Source organism: Chryseobacterium sp. MMO-72 (assembly GCF_037146035.1).
Classification (GTDB): Bacteria; Bacteroidota; Bacteroidia; order Flavobacteriales; family Weeksellaceae; genus Chryseobacterium; species Chryseobacterium indicum.
Window position 1 is genome coordinate 59,777 of record NZ_JBBCWG010000002.1, and the last position, 22,850, is coordinate 82,626.

The window sequence follows — 22,850 nt, forward strand, 5'->3', positions numbered from 1 at the left end:
TAAGGATAACCATGTCAGAAGAACAGAAACGCCAGTTGCAGCAGCAGCTTTGGAATATAGCGAATACTTTACGCGGGAAAATGGATGCGGATGAATTCCGTGATTATATTTTAGGATTTATTTTCTACAAATATCTTTCAGAGAAAATTCACTTTACAGCGAATAAAATTTTGCTGGATTCGGGAGAGGATATTGATTACAACGATGTGGATGAAAATACGGAAGAAGGGAAGGAAATTGTAGAAGCCATTTATGAAGAAGTGGTTGAAGATTTGGGATATTTCCTTAAACCTTCGGAACTTTTCAGTAATATTGCCAAAAAAGGACATCAGAAACAGGAAGGGAAATCTAATTTTATTCTGGCTGAACTTACAAAAATCCTTAACAATATTGAGCAATCCACATTAGGGACAAACAGCGAGGATGATTTTGAAGGACTTTTCGATGATCTGGATCTGACTTCGGCAAAATTAGGAAGGACAGAAGACGAGAAAAATACTTTAATCTCCAAAGTGCTGTATCATTTGGATGATATTGATTTCAATTTATCGGATACCAATGCCGATGTTTTAGGAGATGCTTATGAGTATCTTATTGCCCAGTTTGCCAGTGGAGCAGGGAAGAAGGCGGGGGAATTCTACACTCCGCAACAGGTTTCTACCATTTTGGCAAGAATCGTGACGAGCAGAAAAGCACAGTTAAAATCTGTATACGACCCGACCTGCGGAAGTGGTTCTTTGCTTTTGCGTGTTGCGCGTGAAGCGAAAGTAAGTGATTTCTACGGTCAGGAAATGAACCGTACGACGTACAACTTAGCGAGAATGAATATGATTCTTCACGGGGTCAATTACAGCAACTTTGACATCCGTCAGGAAGATACGCTTGAAAAACCTCAACATTTAGATAAAACTTTTGATGCGATTGTCGCTAATCCGCCTTTCTCTGCAAAATGGAGTGCTAATGAACTGCATCTTTTGGATGAAAGATTTTCACAATACGGAAAATTAGCACCGTCTTCAAAAGCAGACTTTGCGTTTATCCAGCATATGATCCATCATCTGGATGAAAACGGAATTATGGCTGTCGTAATGCCTCACGGCGTTCTGTTCCGTGGTGCAGCCGAATTGGTGATTAGAAAATATCTGATTAAAGAAAAGAATTATCTGGATGCTGTGATCGGTTTACCTGCCAATATTTTCTACGGAACAAGTATTCCTACGTGTATTTTAGTCTTTAAGAAATGCCGTGAAGCCGATGAAGATATCCTGTTTGTAGATGCAAGCAAAGAATTTGAAAAACAGAAAAATCAAAATGTTCTGCTTAATGCTCATATTAATAAAATTGTTGACACTTACCAAAACCGTACAGTAACGGAAAAGTTCAGTCATAAAGCGACATTGCAGGAAGTGGCTGATAATGATTACAATCTTAATATTCCTCGCTACGTGGATACTTTTGAGGATGAAGAGGAGATTGATATTCAGGCGGTAATGGCTGAAATTAAGGAGCTTGAGGCAAAGCGCTCTCAATTGGATTCTGAAATTGAAGTTTATTTGAAAGAATTGGGTCTTGTTTTTTAAGCATCCTTAATTCTTTTACTAACGAATAATAATATAACTGAGATGACAGAAGAAAATAAAAGTATCGGAAAATTTCCTAATTTACGATTTCCAGGGTTTGAAGGGGATTGGGAAGAGAAGAAATTGGGAGAAGTCGCTGACATTGGAAGAGGCAAATCAAAACATAGACCAAGAGATGCCGAATTTTTATTTGGAGGTAAATATCCTTTTATACAGACTGGCGATGTACGAAAAGCAGATTTATATCTCACTGATTTTACACAAACTTATTCAGAAGCAGGATTACTGCAAAGCAAATTATGGGATGAAGACACTTTGTGCATTACTATTGCTGCAAATATTGCTGAAACTTCTATTCTTAAAATAAAAGCTTGCTTTCCTGATAGTATTATTGGATTGCTTCCTAAGGAAAATAAAACTATTGTCCTCTTTGTAAAGTATCTTTTTGATAAATTTAAAATTGAGATACAAAATCTTTCGCAGGGTGCAGCACAAGATAATCTCAATCAAGACAAGTTATCAAAAATAGAATTTGCTTTCCCAAATATAGAAGAACAGAAGAAAATTTCATCTTTTATATTTTCTATTGACTCTCGTATTCAAACCCAAAAGAAAATAATTGAACAATTAGAAACCTTAATGAAAGCTACTCGTGAAAAGGTATTTTCTCAGAAGTTAAGATTTAAAGATGAATATGGAAATTATTTTTCTGATTGGAAAACAATCAAATTAGATGAGATTTGTGACATAAAAAAAGGAGAACAACTGAATAAAGAGGATTTGACTGATACAGGTAATTATCCTTGCTTAAATGGAGGTATGAGCTTTTCGGGATATACTGATAAGTTTAATTCTGATAAAAACACAATCACAATAAGTGAAGGAGGAAACTCTTGTGGTTTTGTGAGTTTTATGAAATCTAAATTTTGGTTAGGAGGTCATTGCTATAAAATTATTACAAAAAGGGATATTTCTACAAAATTTTTATTTCATTTACTTAAGTTTTATGAGAAAGAAATAATGAATTTAAGAGTAGGTTCAGGACTTCCAAATATTCAACAGAAGGATTTAAAAAATTTACAATTAATATTTTCAAATGATATTGAAGAACAAACAAAAATAGCCAATTTTCTTTCTTCTATTCAAGAAAAAATAGAAACAGAAAAACAAATTTTAGAAAAGTTAGAGCTTCAAAAAAAGTTTCTTTTGGCTAATTTATTTGTTTAAAAAAAGAGCCTTGTCACAGTTTTAAATCTTGACAAGGCTATGCCTAAACCCAAAATTCTTTAAACAAATAGATTTTGTAATAAATATTTTTTCTGATTTTCATATTGAGTTAATAACTCATTTTCTAAATTGATTTTTTCATCAAGTTTTGATAAAAAGTTAGAAATATTCTTTTGAATTTTTTCAGAAGGAACATTCAAAAACATTGGCTGGATTTCAGAAATATAGTGTCTTTTGTGTTCGTTAGATGACATATTTAGAAAAGAAAAATATTCAAAAACAAATTTTAAATCTATATTTTTTTTGGAGGTCAATAACTTGATAGCCGAAGATTTTATCTTAAATGGAAAATCTACATATTTTAAATCCATCGTAAAATCATCCAAAACAATACATTTTCCTTTATCGTAAATTCCCCAATCTTCATTTGTATAACCTAAAAGAAAGGCTTTATTTGCAGTTAAAACAGGAATAAGTGAGTTATCAGACGAATAGTCAGTACTTGAAACTATGTATTTTGTAGGCTGTTCATAATTTAAAATTTCTTCAACCGTAAATCTTTCATAACCACCTTTAATTATCTGCGTAAACAATTTATTTCGTGATTGGATTTTAAGAGTTTTTAAACCCTCAATTATTTTCTTTTGAGTTTGAATTCTTTCATCAACAAACAATAAAAATGAAGCAATTTTATCTTGTTCGGGAAGATTAGGAAAATATAAATTTACTGAACTTAGTATCTCTTGTCCGACATTAAATCTTGTACTTCCTCCAGATTTAGAAGTTATATTTTCTCTCGCTGAATTGGTTTTAAGAAGTTTATTAAAAAACACTGGATTATATTCTCCAATTTTTTTTCCTCTAATTACAAAACCTCCAAATGTGGCATTTTTGTTTTTATCTAAATAAACATTAGCAGTCCCAACTTCTTCTCTAGTTTCCGAACTTCTCTGAAAAAGAATATCTCCATAACTTACTGAAAATTTCTCAACAATCAACTCATCGACATTAACTTTGCCAACAATATTGTCATATGTAATAAAGTCATTAGATAGAATATCTAAGACGTTAATGAATTTTACACCAGAACCGTATTGTTCTTTAGAAGCGTTAATACCATTTTTGAATTCCAATAATTCTCCTAATCGTTTATTCTCCCAAACTCCTGTAAATTCAGGAAATCTAAGTCTAGGAATCTCAAAATATCCTCCGGTAGGAAAATAAAAGTTCTCTAATGTAAAAGCTTTAGTATTTCAAATCTCAAATTGCAAAGTAATTTTATCCTTAATGTTAACTTTCAGTTTTAATTTAAAAACCAAAAAAATTATGACAAGAAAGAAGACATTGGCAGAAATCGCTGAACTGTGGAAGAATGACAAAAAGCTGTATGTGAAAAAATCAACCTTTTCGGCTTATGTGCTGTTGCTGGAAAATCATTTATTGCCTGTATTCAAAGACTATTTTGAGATTGAGGATGATGAGGTACAGAAATTTGTGTTTCAAAAACTCGAACAGGGTTTAAGCCAGAAAAGTATTAAAGACATCCTGATTGTTCTGAAAATGGTATTGAAGTTCGGGGCAAAAAATAAATGGATTGATTTCATTAATTTCGATGTGCAATATCCCACAGTTCGCGAAACTCATACCATTGAAGTGTTAAGCAGAACGCATCAGAAAAAAGTGATGAACTATATTCAGGAGCATTTTACCTTTAGAAATCTGGGGGTTTACATCTGCCTTTGTTCGGGAATGCGGATTGGGGAAATCTGTGCCCTGACCTGGGAAGATATTGATACGGATAACGGAATTATCAATATCCGCAAAACCATTCAGCGAATTTATGTGATTGATGGCGGAGAAAGAAGAACGGAACTTTTGATTGATTCTCCTAAAACAAAAAATTCGATCCGTGAAATCCCGATCAGCAGAGATTTGCTGAGAATGCTGAAACCGTTTAAGAAAATTGTAAATCCTGCTTTTTATGTACTCACCAACGATTCTAAACCTACAGAACCCAGAACGTACCGAAGCTATTACAAAAATCTGATGCGCTATCTGGAAATTCCGGATATTAAATTCCACGGTTTGAGACACAGTTTTGCCACAAGATGCATTGAAAGCAAGTGTGATTATAAAACGGTGAGTGTTTTGCTGGGACATTCTAATATCAGTACCACTTTAAATTTGTATGTGCATCCTAATCTGGAACAGAAGAAAAAAGCCATCGACCAGATGTTTAAAGCGCTAAAATAGTTGCAGTTGTCTCCGATTATTTCTTACATTTGGGAAAACTAAAACAACTTTGTCAAAGTTTAAGGACTTTGACAAAGTTTTTAACCAAAACTCAGTACGAATGTCAAGCCAGCCGGAATATATTTTAGAGCAGAAATTAGTAGAACAGTTACAGCAGTTAGGGCATAAAAAAGTGACGATTCGCAGCGAAGCGGATCTCATTAGAAACCTAAAAACCCAGCTCGAAGTTCACAATAAAAAAACATTTTCAGAAAAGGAGTTTGAAAAAATCCTCAATCATCTTGCTAAAGGAAATGTTTTTGAAAAGGCTAAAACGTTACGGGATAAATTTCATTTTATAAAAGACAACGGAACTTCAGAATGGATTGAATTCATCAGTCAGGATCACTGGTGCCAGAATCAGTTTCAGGTCACGAATCAGGTGGCACAGGAAGGAAATTTTAAAAACCGGTATGATGTAACCATTCTCATCAACGGATTACCTGTAGTACAGATTGAGCTGAAACGCCGCGGTCTGGAAATGAAAGAGGCGTTTAATCAAATCAACCGTTATCATCATCAGTCTTTCAATTCCGGAAGTGGATTGTTTAATTATGTTCAGTTGTTTATCATCAGTAACGGAGTCAATACAAAATATTATTCCAACAACGCAAAACAGACATTTAAGCAGACTTTCTTCTGGTCGGATGAACACAACAATAACATCACGCAGCTCGACCAATTTGCCCCTGCATTTTTAGAGCCTTGTCATATTGCCAAAATGATCACCAAGTATATTGTTCTGAATGAAACGAATAAGATACTGATGGTTTTAAGACCTTATCAATATTACGCGGTTGAGAAAATTGTTGACAGGGTAAGAAATACGGATAAGAACGGTTTTGTCTGGCATACAACAGGTTCAGGAAAAACGCTGACTTCCTTTAAAGCAAGCCAGATCCTGAAAGAAATTCCTAAAGTGGAAAAAGTAGTTTTTGTGGTGGATAGAAAAGATTTGGATTATCAGACTCAAAAAGAATTTGATGCTTTTGAAAAAGGAAGTGTGGATGCTACAGAAAATACAGCCCATCTGGTTAAACAGCTTTCCGATAATACTAAACTTATTGTAACAACTTTACAGAAGTTGAATACGGCAATTACCAAAGAAAAGCACGGCAATAAAATTGACAAGCTGAAAGATAAAAAGGTGGTTTTCATTTTTGATGAGTGTCACAGAAGTCAGTTTGGAGATACGCATCAGAACATCAAAAAATACTTTAAAAATGCCCAAATGATAGGCTTTACAGGAACTCCGATTTCTGAAGTGAATTCAATTGGGAAAATAGACGGCGCTCCGGCAACAACGAACAGACTTTTTGAAGACTGTCTGCATAAGTATGTGATTACAGATGCCATTCGTGATGATAATGTTCTGAAGTTTTCTGTGGAATATGTGGGAAGATACAAGGAAAAAGAAGGAAGCAATACGTATATCGACACGGATGTTGAAGCCATAGATACACAGGAACTTCTTGAAAGCCCGAAACGTCTTGAAAAGATTGTAGATTATTTGATAGCAGAATACGGAAGAAAAACGCATAACGGTACTTTTAATGCAATGTTCTGTGTAAGCAGTATTGATGTTTTGCAGAAATATTATGATCTTTTTCAGAAGAAAAAAGAGGAAAACAGGCACAATTTGAAAATTGCCACTATTTTCAGCTATGGAACCAATGAAGAGTCTAAAGATGCCACCGGAATTTATGAGGAACCGGAGTTAGGAATGGTTGCAGAACCACAGGCACAATATGGAGATTCTCACAGCAGAAATGTGTTGGAAAGATATATTGGTCATTACAATGAAATGTTTGGAACCAATTTTACGACCAAAGACAGCCAGAGTTTTTACAATTATTACAATGACATTGCTAAAAAAGTCCGCAGTAAAGAAATTGATTTAATTATCGTAGTGAATATGTTTCTGACGGGATTTGACAGTCCCCAACTGAACACTTTGTTTGTTGATAAAAATCTGAAATATCACGGATTGATTCAGGCATTTTCACGTACCAACAGATTATTGGGCGAAAAGAAATCACAAGGAAACATTGTTTGTTTCCGTAATCTGAAGTCTGCAACCGATGATGCGGTGACTTTGTTTTCCAATAAAGAAGCGATTCAGGAAATTATCATTCTGCCGATTGAAGATTATATTGAGCTTTTCAATTCAGCTTTGAACAGTTTAAAGATGGTTGCTCCTGAAATAGACAGTGTCAACAGTTATCAAACCGAACAGGAAAAGTTTGAATTCATTACTGCTTTCCGTGAAGTTATGCGCGTTTTGAATGTATTGAAATCATTTGCAGATTTTGATTTCAATAAACTGGAAATGACAGAATATGAATTTGATGGCTACAAAAGCAAATATCTGGATATTTGGAAAGAAACAAAACCGCAAGGAGGAGAAGGAAAAGCAAGCATTTTAGATGATGTTGATTTTGAACTTGAGCTGATTCATCGTGATGAAATCAATGTAAGTTATATTCTCTCACTTTTAGCCAATCTTACCGATTCAAATCTAAAAGGTGATACGTTAGAAAAAAAGAAAAAAGAAATCCGTGACATCCTTTCCGGCGATGCAAAACTCCGAAGTAAAAAAGAACTGATCGAAAAATTCATCGAAGAAAACCTTCCTCATATTTCTGACGGAGACAATGTGAACGAAGAGTTTGAAAAATACTGGAACAAAGAAAAAAACTCGGCTTTCGAGAAAATAGCAACCGAAGAATCTTTAAACAAAGACAGATTCCGAGATGCTATCGACGATTTTCTTTTTACTTCCAAAACTCCTAAAATAAGTGACACCCTAAAACTCCTTGAAATAAAGCCAAAGCTTACTGAACGCAATAATATCGGAAGAAGAATTATTCAGAAAGTGCAGGATTTTGTGGAGGTGTTTATTGATGGGGTGGCGAGTTAAAGATTTAAAAATATATATATAAAACTAATCAATTGAAAATTTATAAATATGAGTGAGACAACTTTGGAAATTAACTTAAATGAAGATTATAAGATAAAGATTGAAAAAGGAAATACATTTAATGATTCAATTTTTAAAAATGTCTATAAAAGTGCGCTTAGCAATATTTTAGATATTATAAAGCAATCCGAAAATAGTAAAGATGCTAAGTACGATGATTTTAATAATATTATAGCATTTACGGGTGAGAGAGGAAAAGGAAAATCATCTTCTATGATTTCATTTAGGGATGCTTTAATCAATAAATCATGTAGTGATCATGAAAGTTTTTTTAACATTAATGAAATCGAAACTTTTGATTATAATACCATTAAAAGTAAAACATTTGCTGATATTGATATAATAGATCCCTCATTATTTAGAGGTGAGAGTATTTTTGAAATAATTTTAGCTAAAATGTTTCAAAAATTCCAAGATACATTACATGATTCAAATCTCAATATGAATCAGGATGATAAAAGAGAACTATTAAAACATTTTCAAAATGTTTTTCAGAATTTACAGATAATTAATAGTGATCCAAAAGAGCTATATAAAAAAGAATCCATTGAAGCTTTAAGTAAATTAGCAATAAGTAGTAATCTCAGATTAGATTTTAAAAATTTAGTTAAATGTTACTTAGAAAAATTTGAAAATAATAAAAGTTTCTTAATCATAGCAATTGATGATTTTGATTTAAATTTTTCTAATACTTATTTAATGTTAGAAGATGTAAGGCAGTTTTTAATTCAGCCAAATTTAATTGTTCTTATATCACTCAATAAAATTCAACTTGCAGATAGTTTATATAATAGCTTTTTAAGTGAACTACATACTAAATATCCTGTAGATAAAAATGTGCTTCGAAATAGAGCTAGTAAATATATTGAAAAACTCATTCCTATAAGTCGAATGATTGAATTACCAAATTTCACTTTAAAGGATGAAGCGAAAATAATTGATATTGTAAAAATTAGGAGATTAAATGATTATACTCAATATTCTTTAAAAGAACGTAAAATTAATAGCCTATATGAGTTTTTAATTTTTTATTTGAGCTCTAAACTAAATGTTTTGATTCCTAATTATAGCTTTAGACAAAATTTAATTATTCCTAAAACTTTACGAGAAATCAAGGAACTAGTTCAAAACGCATACAATTCGGATTATAACGTTATAAAAAAATATATTCTTATTAAAAGTTATAATGATTTAGGTCCTGAGTTTTCAAGATTATTCAATAGCATAGAAACTAATGAAAATTCTGTGCTATTAATAGTACAACAATTTTTTCTTGATGAATTAAGTGAGTTTCTTGATGATAAGGTGGTAGAGTTAATAGATGGTTATAATCCAGATAATGTATCCATCGGGGATATTATATCTTTATTCGAAAATATTGAAAAAAATGTCAGAATTAACAATGTTGAAACTCTTAGGTTTTTAGATTATACAAAAATTTTGGTTTCATTATTAATATCCCATAATAACTTACTTAAAAATACAAATAGATTTTTTAATAATGGAATTGATTTAAGGTTGCCACGTGAATATAGCATTAGGAGAGATTGGGTTAAATTCAACATTGATACAAAATTATCAGATTTTGAAAAAAGTAGTTCTAATTTTTTAATTTTCTCTTTGATCCATATCTACGGTGATCCTGACTACAACTACAGGAAATCAACACACAATTATTTTTTTAGATTTTTTGAAAATTTTACTCAAGGGGTACTAGATCCATTTGCGATTTTTACAAATTACCTAGAAATAAAACAAAATTTGTTATTTGAAGATTCAGATAAAGTAGCAGAACTATATAGTATGGTTGAGGATTATGATGAAATATTCTTAGAGAAATTAGATGATCCAGCATTTACTCAGGAGTTCATTCACGGAGTTAGTAATTTTGCATTTGCATACAGAGGAAAACAACCAGATTATTTTCATCTTATGTATATATATCTATACAGGGGAGGAGTAAATTCTTTAGGTAATATTAGAAAGAAAAATCGTGCGTTAGTAAATGATAGAATAATTAAAGCTTATTTAAACTTTCCATTATTTAAAATTTGGAAAAAAGAGATTGATGATCCAAATAGTATCGTGAGAAAAGTTATTAATAAAATGTACGATTCATCTAAGGAAGACAATGCTAAAAGAAAAAAAAATCAGAGTATTAGTAAAGTTGTTGATGATTATTTGAAAAAAGATCTTTGGAATAAAAGAACTTTAACATATTTCAAGAATAAGATAATTGATATAGATCCTAACTCATCAATAATAAAATTAGTAGAAGATTTTTATGATAAAATTGATACTGTTTTAGATGAAGATAGACGCTTAATTACTATGATGAATTTTCAAACTACATTAACAAAAGCTAAAAATGGATAATCTACGCAAATCAATACATCTATTATTTGCAGATTATTGCTCCGACTTTATTTTATTAGTAAAAGAATCAAACAAATACATTAATAAGAATAGTTTTTTAGAAAAAGGTTTTAGAACATTTTCGAATTACTCTATAGATGAAATCCAAAACATTTATCAAAAACTTGATTCTGATTGGTTTCATGATGTTCATCAAGAAAAAAGTAAAAACTATTTTCATATTCTTAACCATTTTACTTCAAAAGTTTTAGTAGAACAAGATTTGGAACCATTTGTTGTATATGAACATTTACTAAAATGGCGGGATTTATCCTACTATATAGGAGAGGATATACTTACTACTTCTTTTTACGCTTGTTTGGATAACAGATCTCAGCGTAAAAGAGATTTTTTTGCATGGAGGCCAACAGCATTCTCGGATAATAAAAGACTTCATCAGTTACTTAAAAAGGGGTTAGCCGAAAACCATTTTCATTTAAAAGGTTCGGGACCTGTTTTCGATCTAAGTTGGATCAATATAATGAATCATCCAATTTCTTTTGAAAAAGCATTCGAGGATCTGAAAAAAGAAATAAGTCTCCTAACAAAAACCTCTAATGCTTCACAAAGTCCAAAAAAAGAACTCAAAGTACTTGTTTATAAAGCAGCTTATATAAGATATGAATTATTTAGATTTGCAAATAAAATCGATCAAGAGAAGCAATTTATCATAGATATTTCACAAGAAAGTAACTTTTCTGATTCTTTTGATTTATTGATGAATTTATATCAACTTTCGAACAATATTGAAGTGTTAAGGTTTGATCTCGGGCATCAGTTCGAATATAGAGGAAATGTTGAAATTATTGATTATGCAATTCCTAAAAATATTCATATACAGAATCTTGAGAAGTCTTATGTATTCTATGGAGAGAGAAAACTGCTTTATGACAGTTTTAAGCTAATATATTCAGATAATAAAGAGTTTAAATCATATATTCATTTATTTCATGCGTATTTATTAATTAAAGCGCAGTTTAGAGCTGAACTCATTCAGGTCAATGATAAAGTAGGATTTGGTAATTTTTCTATGTATCAGGATAGAAAAGAGTTTTTCTTACCTGATGATTCTATATATCATACTGCTTTTATGAATTTAGCAGTGCATGATACAAAATCGCATAGTGAAATTAGTTCTTTTGAGCTAAGAGTGGCTCCAAAGGATGATGTAATGAAATTAAAATCGAGTTTAGAAGGATATAACAAAGCGTTAGATAATCAAGTTATCTTATCAAAACAACTGATTCGTTCATTATCTGGTGATGGTAATAGATTTGATTTAAAGAAACATAAAATATTTTACACCATACATTACATTAAAACAGGAGAGACAAAAGAATATTCTGACTTATCACAAGAAATACTATGCAGGCATCATCATTTAAGATTAGAGGTTAAGAAACAATCGATAGCAATAAGTCAATTGCGGGAAAGCTATTCGGAAGTGTCAGATTTAATTCGTGGAATAGATGCTGCTTCTAGTGAATTCAAAGCTAGTCCTGAAGTTTTTGCGCAAGGATTTAGATATTTAAAGAATCATAAACTAAAAGGACAATTTAATCATTTGAAAAATAAATTGGAGGAACCTAAGATTTACGCAACTTATCATGCGGGAGAGGATTTTTATGATTTAGTTGATGGTTTAAGAGCAATTGATGAATGTATTCGATTTTTGAATCTTTCTCAAGGAGACAGAATCGGACATGCTTTAGCTTTGGGAATTGATGTAAAGGAATATTATAAGTTTAAACAATTGAAATTGATGTTACCAAAACAAATTGTTTTGGATAATATTGTTTGGTTGTTAGCTAAGATTAGAAAATTTGGTATTGGCATTCACCGAAACGAAGTCAATAGACTTGAAAAATTATATGAGAATCTCTTTTATGAGTTATATACTGCAAATTTTGGTAAAGGAAGCTTATTAGAACAAAAATACATTCATCATACAACTTATTTTGATGCTTGGAAACTAAGAGGTGATGATCCTTATTTATATTTAAGCGATTTAAAAAATGATATTTACAAAAAACTGAATATAACTTATTGGGAAAGATGCCGTATTAATGAAGAATATCCGAAAAATAAAAACATTCGAGATAATATTGATATAAAAGCATTGTATCAGGAATATCATTTCAATCCCAAAATAAAAAAGGCAGGATCGCAGATAAAACAGTTTGAAATTTCTCATGCTTACATGGAATTGGTAGAAGCTGTACAATTTAACATGATGCATGAGCTTAAAAACAAAAATATCGCTATTGAAACAAACCCAACATCAAATTATTTGATTGGAACTTTCAGGAGATATGCGAAACACCCAATTACAAAATTCTTCAATTTGGGATTAGAGTTAGATCATGAGAAAATTAAAAATTGTCCTCAGCTTTCAGTTTCTATCAATACTGATGATCAAGGTATTTTTTCAACCTCATTAGAAAATGAATTTGCATTAATGGCTATAGCCTTAGAAAAAGAAAAAGATGAAAATGGTAATCTCAAATATAATTCCTCAATGATTTATGAATGGTTGGAGAGGGTTAGATTGATGGGAATTGGACAGAGTTTTAATAACTAATGATATTATGGTTACAAAAATAGCTCCTGAAATAAGTTGCATAGACTTTCTTTTACTAATAAATAATATTTCTACATTCAAAAGTAAAACAGGAAATCTCTATACAATTGTTTCTTTAGATGGTTATAACTTAAGCTTTATCAGAGAGTCAACAAATGTTGAATGGGAGATGGATTTGAGAAAAGTTCATCTGGCTTACGTTGAACTGAGTAATTTTAAAACGATCAGTTTTAAACCCTATGTTCCAAGAAGGCAATCGCCAGCTTTGGGACTTCTTTTGAGCTTAAAATTATTAAAGAGTTAAAAAAAACATTATGTACCAAGAATTACAAACCCAAGTCTTCAATTGGCTCAAAGAAAAACACAATAGAGATAATAACTTTACTTTTTCTGTTCGCCAAAAAGCCAATAAGGGTGCTGAACTTAATTATTTTATTGGCACTGAAAAATCAAAATACTTTTCAACAACTTTTTGGTACGTACCTGTTGCATATCCAGGTTCATCAAGTGATTTAATGAATCTTGTTTTTACGGTTACAAAACATAAAAAAATTGAATTTCATTTTCAGTTTAACCAAACAAAAAGTCCGTACGACAATCAAAACAAATATGCTTTAGAGTTAATAGAAAGTATAAAACCTCTTTTTAAAGGCATATTTCCGAATGAATATTTTGCTCCAGATACAAATAAAATGGAATTGTTTGCAGGATATTCAAATCCTATTTATAACAATTTTGATGAGCTAAAAAATGATTTAGAGACTTTCTTGGATAAAGTTATTCCGATAGTAGACCAGCAGATAGCATTGTTCAAATCAAAATATCAAGATTTTACTGCCGGTAGATATACAGTCAAAGAGCAAAAAAATATGTTTACCAAGATGGAAGAAAGGTTTAAGAAGTATAAAATCATTGAAGATCTTACAGAAGAATTGGAAGAAGAAGAGGAATTGATAATGGTTGACTCTGAAATTGATTATAATTTCCCTCTCAATCAAATTCTTTATGGACCCCCTGGAACAGGCAAAACTTACAATACGGTTAATAAAGCTATAAGTATTGCCAATCCTGAATTTAATCTAAATCAGAAAAGAGAATTTATAAAGGCAGAATATGATCGATTGGTTGAAGCGGGACAAATTATGTTTACTACCTTTCATCCAAGTATGAGCTACGAAGATTTTATAGAAGGGATAAAGCCACAAATTGAAGAAGATACTGATGAAAATAAAACTGTAATCTATGAAATTAAGCATGGTGTTTTTAAATACATTGCTGAAGTTGCTTCTAACACTTATTTTTATGTAGGACAAAATATTGAAGGATATAAAATAGTTAATATAGGCACAGAATTGATTCAACTAAAAAAGCCGAATGCTGGTTCTATTGTACCCATCCCAAAATATCTTATTGATGAATTATATAATTTAGTTTTAAATAATATAATTACTATAAATGATATTAAAAATAAAAATGTAATAGGTAAAATGTCAAATATGGCAGAAAAATATATTATTAACGGTTATCCCAATATATTTTCACGGTTAGTACAAGTACAAGTTGATAATAATAAACATCATCAAAATTATGTCCTCATCATCGACGAAATCAACCGCGGCAATGTCTCTCAGATTTTTGGTGAACTTATTACACTCATAGAAGAAAGCAAACGCATCGGGAACGAGGAAGAATTAAAAGTCACTTTACCATACAGTAAAAAAGAATTCGGAGTACCATCCAATCTCTACATCATCGGCACAATGAACACCGCAGACCGGAGTGTAGAAGCCTTAGATACAGCTTTGAGAAGACGTTTCAGTTTTGTTGAAATGATGCCAGATTTGAAAGTTGTTGAAGAAAAGCAGTTTTCAGATTTTCCTAGAGTTGAAGTAATGCAGAAGATCAATCAGAGAATAGAACTGCTTTTAGATAAGAATTATACCTTGGGACATTCTTATTTTCTGAAAGATAATTTCAGGTCATCCTTCAAAAATGAGATTATCCCTTTGCTACAGGAATATTTCTACAACGATTGCGGCAAGATAGGTTTGATTTTAGGAAAAGGTTTTGTAAGAGAAAAAGAAATTTCTAAAGCTAATCAGCACAATGTATTTGCAGATTTTGATACAAGAAACGAAATTGAAATCATAAAGTCTTATGAACTGATTCCGTTTGAGGACATTGAATTTAATTCAGCAATAGAATCTTTATTGGTATAAAATGTTTAGGAAAGAATCAATTCAGGTTTTTGAACACAGCTTCTTACCCATTGGAGAAAATGGTTTTGAAAAACGTCATTTTGTAGCGTTATCAAAACTTAACGCCCTACACAATTATCAATATTTTGATTTGAAACATAATGGAGTAGTGTTCAAACAGTTTGTCGGAGTTATTCAGGCAGATAATCTCACAATAGAGATTCTCCCAAAGATAGACCGTTACGAATCTGAAGATCAGGAAAACAAAACAAAGTGGCAAAAGGTATTAATAGAAATGTTGCGTGTTACCAAAAAACTGAAAATTCAGCAGGCAGGTCAGGCAAATGTTTCCAGGCAATCTATTCATCTCTTGGATATTTACTTTGAATGGTTTCTAAATGAAGTGCAATTGCTCATTCATCAGGGTTTAATCAAACAATATTATAAAGAAACAGGAAACGTAAAAGCATTAAAAGGGAAGTTGGAGTTTGCAGGGCATATTCAGAAAAATCTTGAGCATAAAGAAAGGTTTTATACCACGCATCAGGTGTATGATAAAGACCATTTGATTCACCAGATTTTAGGACAGGCTTTGGGAATTATTGCAACGTTATCTAAAGGAAATAGTCTGTACGGCAAATGCAAAACCATACAGCTTGATTTTCCGGAGGTGAAAAGCATTCAGGCAAACGAAAACACATTTAGTAAAATTCCTAAATCGAGAAAGACCGCACCTTATGAAACGGCATTATCCATAGCACGGTTAATTATTCTGAATTATGCACCCAACGTTTGCGGCGGTTCTGAAAATATGCTGGCTTTGCTTTTTAATATGAACAGTCTTTGGGAAGAATATGTTTTGGTCAAATTAAAACAGGCGGCGCAAGGAACAGGCATTGAAGTTTACGGGCAGGATTCAAAAGCGTTTTGGAACGGAATTACTATTCGCCCCGATGTTGTCCTGAAAAAGAATGATGAGGTTGTTTTAATTATTGACACCAAATGGAAGAATATTGATCAGTCGCAACCTTCAACGCATGATTTGAGACAGATGTATGTGTACAATGAATATTGGACGAGTAAAAAGGCGCTTTTGCTTTATCCATCAAATAATAATGAGTTAGATCAGTTTTCAAGGTTTGAAAAAATCAGTGAAGATGAACACCATCAATGTGGTTTGGGTAAAATTTCTGTTTTAAACTCTTTCTCACAGTTAGATGATCGTATAGGAAATATAATTTTAAATACAATTAATTAAATAAAATGCACCACACCTACCACATCGCCATTCTCGAAGATAGCCCCAAACAGCTGGAAAAAATGGAGCTGTATCTTCAGCATATTCCCAATGTTCAGATTGTTTTAAAAAGCAGCAGTTCAGATCATTTTTTTGAGGAACTGAAAACGGTAAAGCCTGATATTTTGCTGGCGGATCTGGATCTTGGCAGCGACAGCATGACGGGAATGGAAGTGGCGCAGGAAATCGGGATTCCGGTGTTCTTTGCAAGTGCCAATACCAGAAAATACATCGGAGATATTGAGAATCTGAAGCGCGATTCCGGGATTTGTGTAGATCATATTACCAAACCCTTTACCGAAGAAAAATTTGTTAAAAGTTTTAAAAGGTTCTTACAGGAAGTATATTTGTTTTCTAGTCTTCAGTACGTTTATCTGGATTTTAATAAAACAAAAAGAAACAGGGTTCTGATTGATGATATCGTCTATTTAAGTGCAGATAAGTCTTCCGGCTCCGAATCCAACAACAAGCAGATTCATTTCATTAACCGGAAAACGGAGAATCTTATTGATTTTTCCTTTTCGAAAATGGAAGATAAAGGACTGATGAAAAGCCAGTTTATAACGATTCATAAATCTTTCAGAGTCAATAAAAAATACATTCAGTGTTATCATAAAAAAGATGAGCATGTAGAAATCATTGTATTTGATGAAAAAAACAAGACAAAATGTCATTATCTGCCTGTGTCAGAAAATTATCAGAATGACATAAAAAAACTTTTGGGCTAACCGCTCTTATTCCTCAAAAAAAAGCTTTTGTTCCTGCGTTTCCGATGATGTTTTCCGGAAACGCATTTTTTTATTTTCCGGATGTTTTTTTGATAGATCTATCATATAACAACTAATTTAAAAACAATTATGGAAATTAAAAGAAGTCACAGAACTTCAAAATTTGCTTCTCAGAAAAATGGCAACAGTATTCTTGAAAATTATTTGCATCAGGATCTTGATCTTATTAAAAGGAAGGTGGAAGATGATATTAGGCTTAATCTTAAAAAAGAGATAAGACAAATGCTGAGTTCTCAGTCAGGTAGAGCAAATGCTGAAATTAAAAAGCTACAGTTGTCGATCTCTCAATTACAGGAAGAAAATAATCTATTAAAGCAAAAGGCGAATCAGCTGGACACAAGAATAGATAAGATGAAAAATTACAGAAATGTAAGCATCAGAGTTATTGATCATGATAGAGTTAAAGATTTGGGTGCGCAGCACTTCCAGTTTGAAAAACTATTGAAATATCTGCAGACTAAGCATAACATTTTTTTGGTTGGATCTGCAGGTTCCGGCAAAACTACTGCGGCAGCTAATGTTGCCAAAGCTTTGAATCTGGAATTTTACTTTACGGGGGCTATTACCAGTGAACATAAGTTAGCAGGTTTTACAGATGCTCGCGGAAGAGTGGTAAATACTGATTTCAGAAGAGCTTATAAAGATGGCGGGCTTTTCCTTTTTGATGAAATTGATGCAAGTTTTCCTCAGGCTCTGCTAGCTTTTAATGCTGCTCTGGCAAATGACTTTATGGACTTTCCGGATGGCAGGATCTATAAAAATAAAAATTTTTACTGTGTAGCGGCTGCCAATACTTTTGGGACAGGAGCGGATCGCCAGTACATAGGAAGAAATCAGTTAGATGCAGCGAGTCTGGATCGTTTCATTACGATAAACTGGGAAATTGATGAAGATCTGGAATATGAAATGGCTAAAAATCATAGCTGGGTAAGCCATGTGCAGAAAGTAAGAAGAGCTGTACAGAAAGTAGGTGATAGGGTCGTGATAAGTCCAAGAGCTTCTATACAAGGAGCAGACCTTCTGAGAATGAATATAGCATGGGAAGAAGTAGAGCAGGCTGTTTTATGGAAAGGGATAGATAAATCCAGAATACAAATGATTAAAAACAATATCTGATCATGAATAAGTATTTAAGGTTTGATAACCTGCATGACTTTTGGAGCTGTGCTTTCAGAGAAAGCACAGCATATATAAAAAGCTCAAGAGAAGCGTCTTCAGACTGGTATGGGGGAGCCGGTTGGCAGGAAGCTAAAAACTTGGCGATATGCGGATGGACAGACGTTCTGGAGGAAATAAGTAAAATTCGCGTGAACCTTTTGGAGGCTATTACCGGAAAAATGGAAATACGCCTGCCGGAATATGGTATTGCCGGAGGTGTGATTGATGTCGGGGAATATCTTTGCGGATCTCCGGAATACTTTATAAAATCTGTTCCGGCAGAATATGAAAATCAGGGAAAGATTATAAGGGTAGTTTGCTCTATTGCCTGCTCAGCTAGCATTTCTCCTGAAGTGATCATAAAGAAAGGAGCTGTTATTTGTGCATTAATAGATGCATTGGAAATGTTAGGATACCGATGTGAAGTGATTGCTAATTCTACCTGTTCTTTTTACTCCTCAAGATTTGAAGTAGATGTATGCATAAAAAAAGCTAATCAGACCCTTAATATGGCTGAAACAGTTTTTTGTCTGGCACATCCGGCGATGTTCAGACGCATGATGTTTTCTGTTAAAGAACAGGAAGGATGGTCTGACTATGCTTATGCCTATGGATATCCTGCGGAAGCTAAGGACAAAGGTGATCTGTATATCAACAAAATATTCAGCCGGGAAGTTGTTAATTCAAAGGCTATTGAATGTGTAATATCACAATTAAAAAAACTTGGTGTAACAATTAATTATAACTAATTAAAATTTTTAAGCAATGAAAAAGAAAATCACTCCTGCACAAAACAGTGCTAACATGAAAAATCCTAACAATGGAACAAATGGTACGAACCGCCAATATGATCAGAATCAGGGAAACAGAGGAAAACAAATGAATCCTAATCAGTAAAAGTCGTAATAATCAGGTCCGGTAATCGCCGGACTTTTTAAATTATTAAGGAATTAATTCAGCACCTCCGATCCAAAAATCCTCACACAGTATTCACTCCCCAGAAACCTCGGATCGCCATGTTTCTCAGACCAGAAACCATCCAGAACATCTTTGCTGATGCAGCGGTAAACCGCCACACCCTTGTAGATGTTAAGATCTTCGCCTTCATAACGGAAGTTGATGACCAGAATCCCGTCTTTATAAAAACCGGTGCCTTGCTGCAGATGATCCCCAATCATCCACTCAGCCATGATGCGTTGGTTTTCGTCGAGGGACAGCGTGAGAATCCCGTAATAAGAAACTTCCGCAGACTCTTCCTGATTGCTTCCCTGAATAGAATAGCTTCCTGCTAAATCCTGTACTGTCATTGATATTTATGTCTTGATTTTACAAAGGTAAAAATTCCTGTTTTAAACTTTTTATTTTAGATTTGCCTATGTTTTATTTTTTATTGGCAATCAATTTTTTCAGTTTCGTCATTTACAGAGCAGATAAGAGAAAGGCAGAAAAACACGAACGGAGAATTTCTGAAAAAAAACTTCTGGCGGTTTCTCTTTTCGGCGGAACTCTGGGGGCTTTTCTGGCAATGGTGATCTTCAGACATAAAATTTCGAAGACTTCATTTGTATTAAAATTCGGATGCATTGTTTTAATTCAGGTGGTTTTCATTTACCTTTTTGAAAATTATTCATAAGATTTCCCGTTAAAACTGAATCTGTTATTCAAAATTTTATGTCCGGAAATATTCAATAAATGCTTTAATGATAATAGTTTAAGCAACGCGTTCCGTTTAATGTACTCATTATGAATTTGTTAATTATCAAAAGTTATTGGTGAATATTTCATTAAAAATCACTATTTTTGCACCCGTAAAAATCTTATATGCAAAACATTAGAAATATTGCGATTATCGCACACGTTGACCACGGTAAGACTACCTTGGTTGATAAGATCATCCACGCAACCAATATTTTCAGAGAAAATCAGGAGAGTGGGGAGTTAATTATGGATAACAATGATCTTGAAAGAGAAAGAGGGATCACGATCTTATCCAAGAATATTTCTGTTACTTATAAAGACACGAAAATTAACGTAATTGATACACCGGGTCACGCCGATTTCGGAGGAGAGGTAGAAAGAGTACTGAAAATGGCAGACGGAGTTATTTTGTTGGTGGATGCGTTCGAAGGACCAATGCCACAGACAAGATTCGTACTTCAGAAAGCTTTGGAGTTAGGATTAAGACCATTGGTGGTGATCAATAAAGTAGATAAGCCAAACTGCCGTCCGGATGAGGTTCACGATCAGGTATTCGATCTTTTCTTCAACCTGGATGCTACTGAAGAGCAATTGGATTTCCCAACGTTCTACGGTTCTTCTAAACAGGGATGGTTCAACACTTCATTAGAGCAGACGGAAGATATTTTACCGTTACTGGATGGTATTTTACAGTACGTTCCTGCACCGAAAGTTACAGAAGGTACCCTTCAGATGCAGATTACTTCTCTTGATTATTCTTCTTTCTTAGGAAGAATCGCGATTGGAAAAGTAACGAGAGGGGAAATTAAAGAATCCCAGTGGATCGGTCTTGCGCAGGCAGACGGAAAAATAGCAAAAGGAAAAGTAAAAGAATTATACGTTTTCGAAGGTTTAGGAAAGAAAAAAGTAACTGAAGTTCAGGCTGGAGATATCTGTGCTGTGGTAGGTTTCGACGCTTTCCAGATCGGAGATTCTTTCGTAGATCTTGAAAATCCTGAACCATTGGAAAGAACGGCAATTGACGAGCCTACGCTGAACATGACGTTCTCCATCAATAATTCACCTTTCTTCGGGAAAGACGGTAAATATGTAACGTCTAACCACTTAAAAGAAAGATTAACCAAAGAATTAGAGAAAAACTTAGCATTAAGAGTTCAGCAGACCGACGATGCCAATACCTTCCTTGTTTTCGGTAGAGGTATTCTTCACTTATCAGTTCTTATTGAAACCATGAGAAGAGAAGGATATGAAATGACGATCGGTCAGCCACAGGTAATCCTTAGAGAAATCGACGGAGTAAGCTGCGAACCTTACGAATCTTTGGTAGTAGACGTTCCTGAAGAATATGCTTCAAGAGTAATCGACTTGGCTACCCAGAGAAAAGGAGACCTTCACATCATGGAAACCAAAGGGGAGATGCAGCACATGGAATTCGAAATTCCTTCAAGAGGTCTGATCGGACTGCGTTCCCAGATGTTAACCGCGACTGCGGGAGAAGCGATTATGGCACACCGTTTTACGGAATACAAGCCTTTCAAAGGAGCTATTCCGGGAAGAAACAACGGGGTGTTGATCAGCAAAACGCAAGGTCCGGCTACAGAATATTCCATCAACAAACTACAGGACAGAGGCAAGTTCTTCGTAGATCCGGGAGAGGAAATCTACGCAGGAATGATTATCGGTGAACAGAACAAACCGGGTGACCTTGTGGTAAACATCGTGGAAGCGAAGCAGCTGAACAACATGAGAGCAGCAGGTAAAGATAAAGATACAGGCGTTGCTCCGAAGATCTTATTCTCTCTTGAAGAATGTATGGAATATATCCAGAGTGATGAAGCGATTGAGGTAACTCCGAACTTCATCCGTATGAGAAAGAAATTACTTTCTGAAGAAGACAGAAAAAAAGTGGAAAGAGCGGCTAAAGCTTAATTCAGTTTTTTATAATAATAAAGCTCCGGTTTTTCGGGGCTTTTTTTGTTTTAAATTAAAATTCAATCTGTCATTCTGAATGGAATTTTGCGAAGCATTATGAAATGAAGAATCTTTTTAGAAATTAATCAAAATAGGAATGGATTTTACTCGCTTTAAATATTCGGTAAAAGTTTTGGCTCTGGTCTAAATTTAATATAAGACTTGTCTAAACTTTTTTACCGCAAAAGATGCAAAAGATTGTAACACTTTAGTTGTTTAAGTTTAATAATTAAATGGAAAAAGAGCACATAAGTTTAAAAAAATCTAAAGATTTTTTCTCTTTGCAGACTTTTGAAATACCTTAAATAAATCCAATAAAGTCTTTTGCGGTAAAATTTAGAAGTTGTTTAAAGTAAAAGAGTTGGCTCCTTTAGGAGCAGAATCTGTGTAGAAATAAGAATAAATCCGTCAATCAATCCATAGGATTGATATCTGTACTGCGATAAATTTTCTAAAGATATCGTTCCTACGGAACGCAGAACGCCTTGTGAATATATTTTCTACGCAGATAAAAACTCTATAGAGTTTTCTCCCATTTTACATTAAACAACTTTTTAAAATGAGTTCAAAACATCTATAAGTAAAGAAATCTTTTAGAGTTTACCTGAGTGAAATACCTCAGCAAACCTAAAACAGATAGCAGTCAAAAAACTTTGTTTACTTTC

At 33.2% G+C, this 22,850-nt stretch carries 17 protein-coding genes; 15 read left to right on the top strand and 2 right to left on the bottom strand.

Features of this window, described 5'->3' with window-relative positions; translation table 11 throughout:
* The first annotated feature begins 11 nt into the window (after window positions 1–11).
* A complete protein-coding gene (locus WFH39_RS02810; protein ID WP_336688726.1) occupies window positions 12–1,580 on the top strand; it encodes a type I restriction-modification system subunit M in 1,569 nt (522 codons plus the stop codon).
* A gap of 42 nt (window positions 1,581–1,622) precedes the next feature.
* Window positions 1,623–2,807: a restriction endonuclease subunit S gene (locus WFH39_RS02815; RefSeq protein WP_336688727.1), complete on the top strand. Its 1,185-nt coding sequence runs from the start codon at window positions 1,623–1,625 to the stop codon at window positions 2,805–2,807.
* 59 nt (window positions 2,808–2,866) lie between these two features.
* On the opposite strand, the gene WFH39_RS02820 is transcribed toward WFH39_RS02815, so the two are convergent.
* Complete coding sequence (locus tag WFH39_RS02820) at window positions 2,867–4,003, bottom strand: restriction endonuclease subunit S (protein WP_336689055.1); 1,137 nt, start codon at window positions 4,001–4,003, stop codon at window positions 2,867–2,869.
* Between the two features lie 130 nt (window positions 4,004–4,133).
* Between WFH39_RS02820 and WFH39_RS02825 the strand changes: the two genes are divergently transcribed.
* The 11 genes from WFH39_RS02825 (at window position 4,134) to WFH39_RS02875 (ending at window position 19,413) form a co-directional block, all read left to right on the top strand.
* Window positions 4,134–5,060, top strand: coding sequence for a tyrosine-type recombinase/integrase (locus WFH39_RS02825; protein WP_336688728.1), 927 nt, complete (start codon window positions 4,134–4,136; stop codon window positions 5,058–5,060).
* Between the two features lie 100 nt (window positions 5,061–5,160).
* Window positions 5,161–8,019, top strand: a complete 2,859-nt coding sequence (locus tag WFH39_RS02830; protein ID WP_336688729.1) for a type I restriction endonuclease subunit R — start codon at window positions 5,161–5,163, stop codon at window positions 8,017–8,019.
* 48 nt (window positions 8,020–8,067) lie between these two features.
* Complete coding sequence (locus WFH39_RS02835; protein WP_336688730.1) at window positions 8,068–10,455, top strand: hypothetical protein; 2,388 nt, start codon at window positions 8,068–8,070, stop codon at window positions 10,453–10,455.
* Complete coding sequence (locus WFH39_RS02840) at window positions 10,448–13,075, top strand: hypothetical protein (protein WP_336688731.1); 2,628 nt, start codon at window positions 10,448–10,450, stop codon at window positions 13,073–13,075. The genes WFH39_RS02835 and WFH39_RS02840 overlap by 8 nt, the downstream gene beginning before the upstream one ends.
* A gap of 7 nt (window positions 13,076–13,082) precedes the next feature.
* Entirely contained in the window at window positions 13,083–13,379 is a 297-nt protein-coding gene (locus WFH39_RS02845; protein WP_336688732.1) for a hypothetical protein, read from the top strand.
* 10 nt (window positions 13,380–13,389) lie between these two features.
* The gene (locus WFH39_RS02850; protein WP_336688733.1) at window positions 13,390–15,294 is read left to right on the top strand and encodes an McrB family protein; all 1,905 of its coding nucleotides are present in this window, start codon (window positions 13,390–13,392) and stop codon (window positions 15,292–15,294) included.
* Window position 15,295: 1 nt separating this feature from the next.
* On the top strand, window positions 15,296–16,531 hold the full coding sequence (locus WFH39_RS02855; RefSeq protein ID WP_336688734.1) for an McrC family protein: 1,236 nt from the start codon (window positions 15,296–15,298) through the stop codon (window positions 16,529–16,531).
* Between the two features lie 5 nt (window positions 16,532–16,536).
* Entirely contained in the window at window positions 16,537–17,298 is a 762-nt protein-coding gene (locus WFH39_RS02860) for a LytR/AlgR family response regulator transcription factor (RefSeq protein ID WP_336688735.1), read from the top strand.
* A 129-nt stretch (window positions 17,299–17,427) separates the two neighbouring features.
* A complete protein-coding gene (locus WFH39_RS02865; RefSeq protein ID WP_336688736.1) occupies window positions 17,428–18,474 on the top strand; it encodes an AAA family ATPase in 1,047 nt (348 codons plus the stop codon).
* Between the two features lie 2 nt (window positions 18,475–18,476).
* Complete coding sequence (locus WFH39_RS02870) at window positions 18,477–19,265, top strand: DUF7192 family protein (protein ID WP_336688737.1); 789 nt, start codon at window positions 18,477–18,479, stop codon at window positions 19,263–19,265.
* A 16-nt stretch (window positions 19,266–19,281) separates the two neighbouring features.
* Window positions 19,282–19,413, top strand: coding sequence for a hypothetical protein (locus WFH39_RS02875; protein ID WP_336688738.1), 132 nt, complete (start codon window positions 19,282–19,284; stop codon window positions 19,411–19,413).
* 53 nt (window positions 19,414–19,466) lie between these two features.
* Here the strand turns inward: WFH39_RS02875 and WFH39_RS02880 are convergent, their stop codons facing one another.
* On the bottom strand, window positions 19,467–19,823 hold the full coding sequence (locus tag WFH39_RS02880; protein ID WP_336688739.1) for a hypothetical protein: 357 nt from the start codon (window positions 19,821–19,823) through the stop codon (window positions 19,467–19,469).
* Window positions 19,824–19,891: 68 nt separating this feature from the next.
* On the opposite strand from WFH39_RS02880, the gene WFH39_RS02885 reads away from it, so the two are divergent.
* On the top strand, window positions 19,892–20,149 hold the full coding sequence (locus WFH39_RS02885; protein ID WP_336688740.1) for a DUF1294 domain-containing protein: 258 nt from the start codon (window positions 19,892–19,894) through the stop codon (window positions 20,147–20,149).
* A gap of 188 nt (window positions 20,150–20,337) precedes the next feature.
* The gene (gene typA, locus WFH39_RS02890) at window positions 20,338–22,143 is read left to right on the top strand and encodes a translational GTPase TypA (RefSeq protein ID WP_214590006.1); all 1,806 of its coding nucleotides are present in this window, start codon (window positions 20,338–20,340) and stop codon (window positions 22,141–22,143) included.
* The last annotated feature ends 707 nt before the right edge of the window (window positions 22,144–22,850 follow it).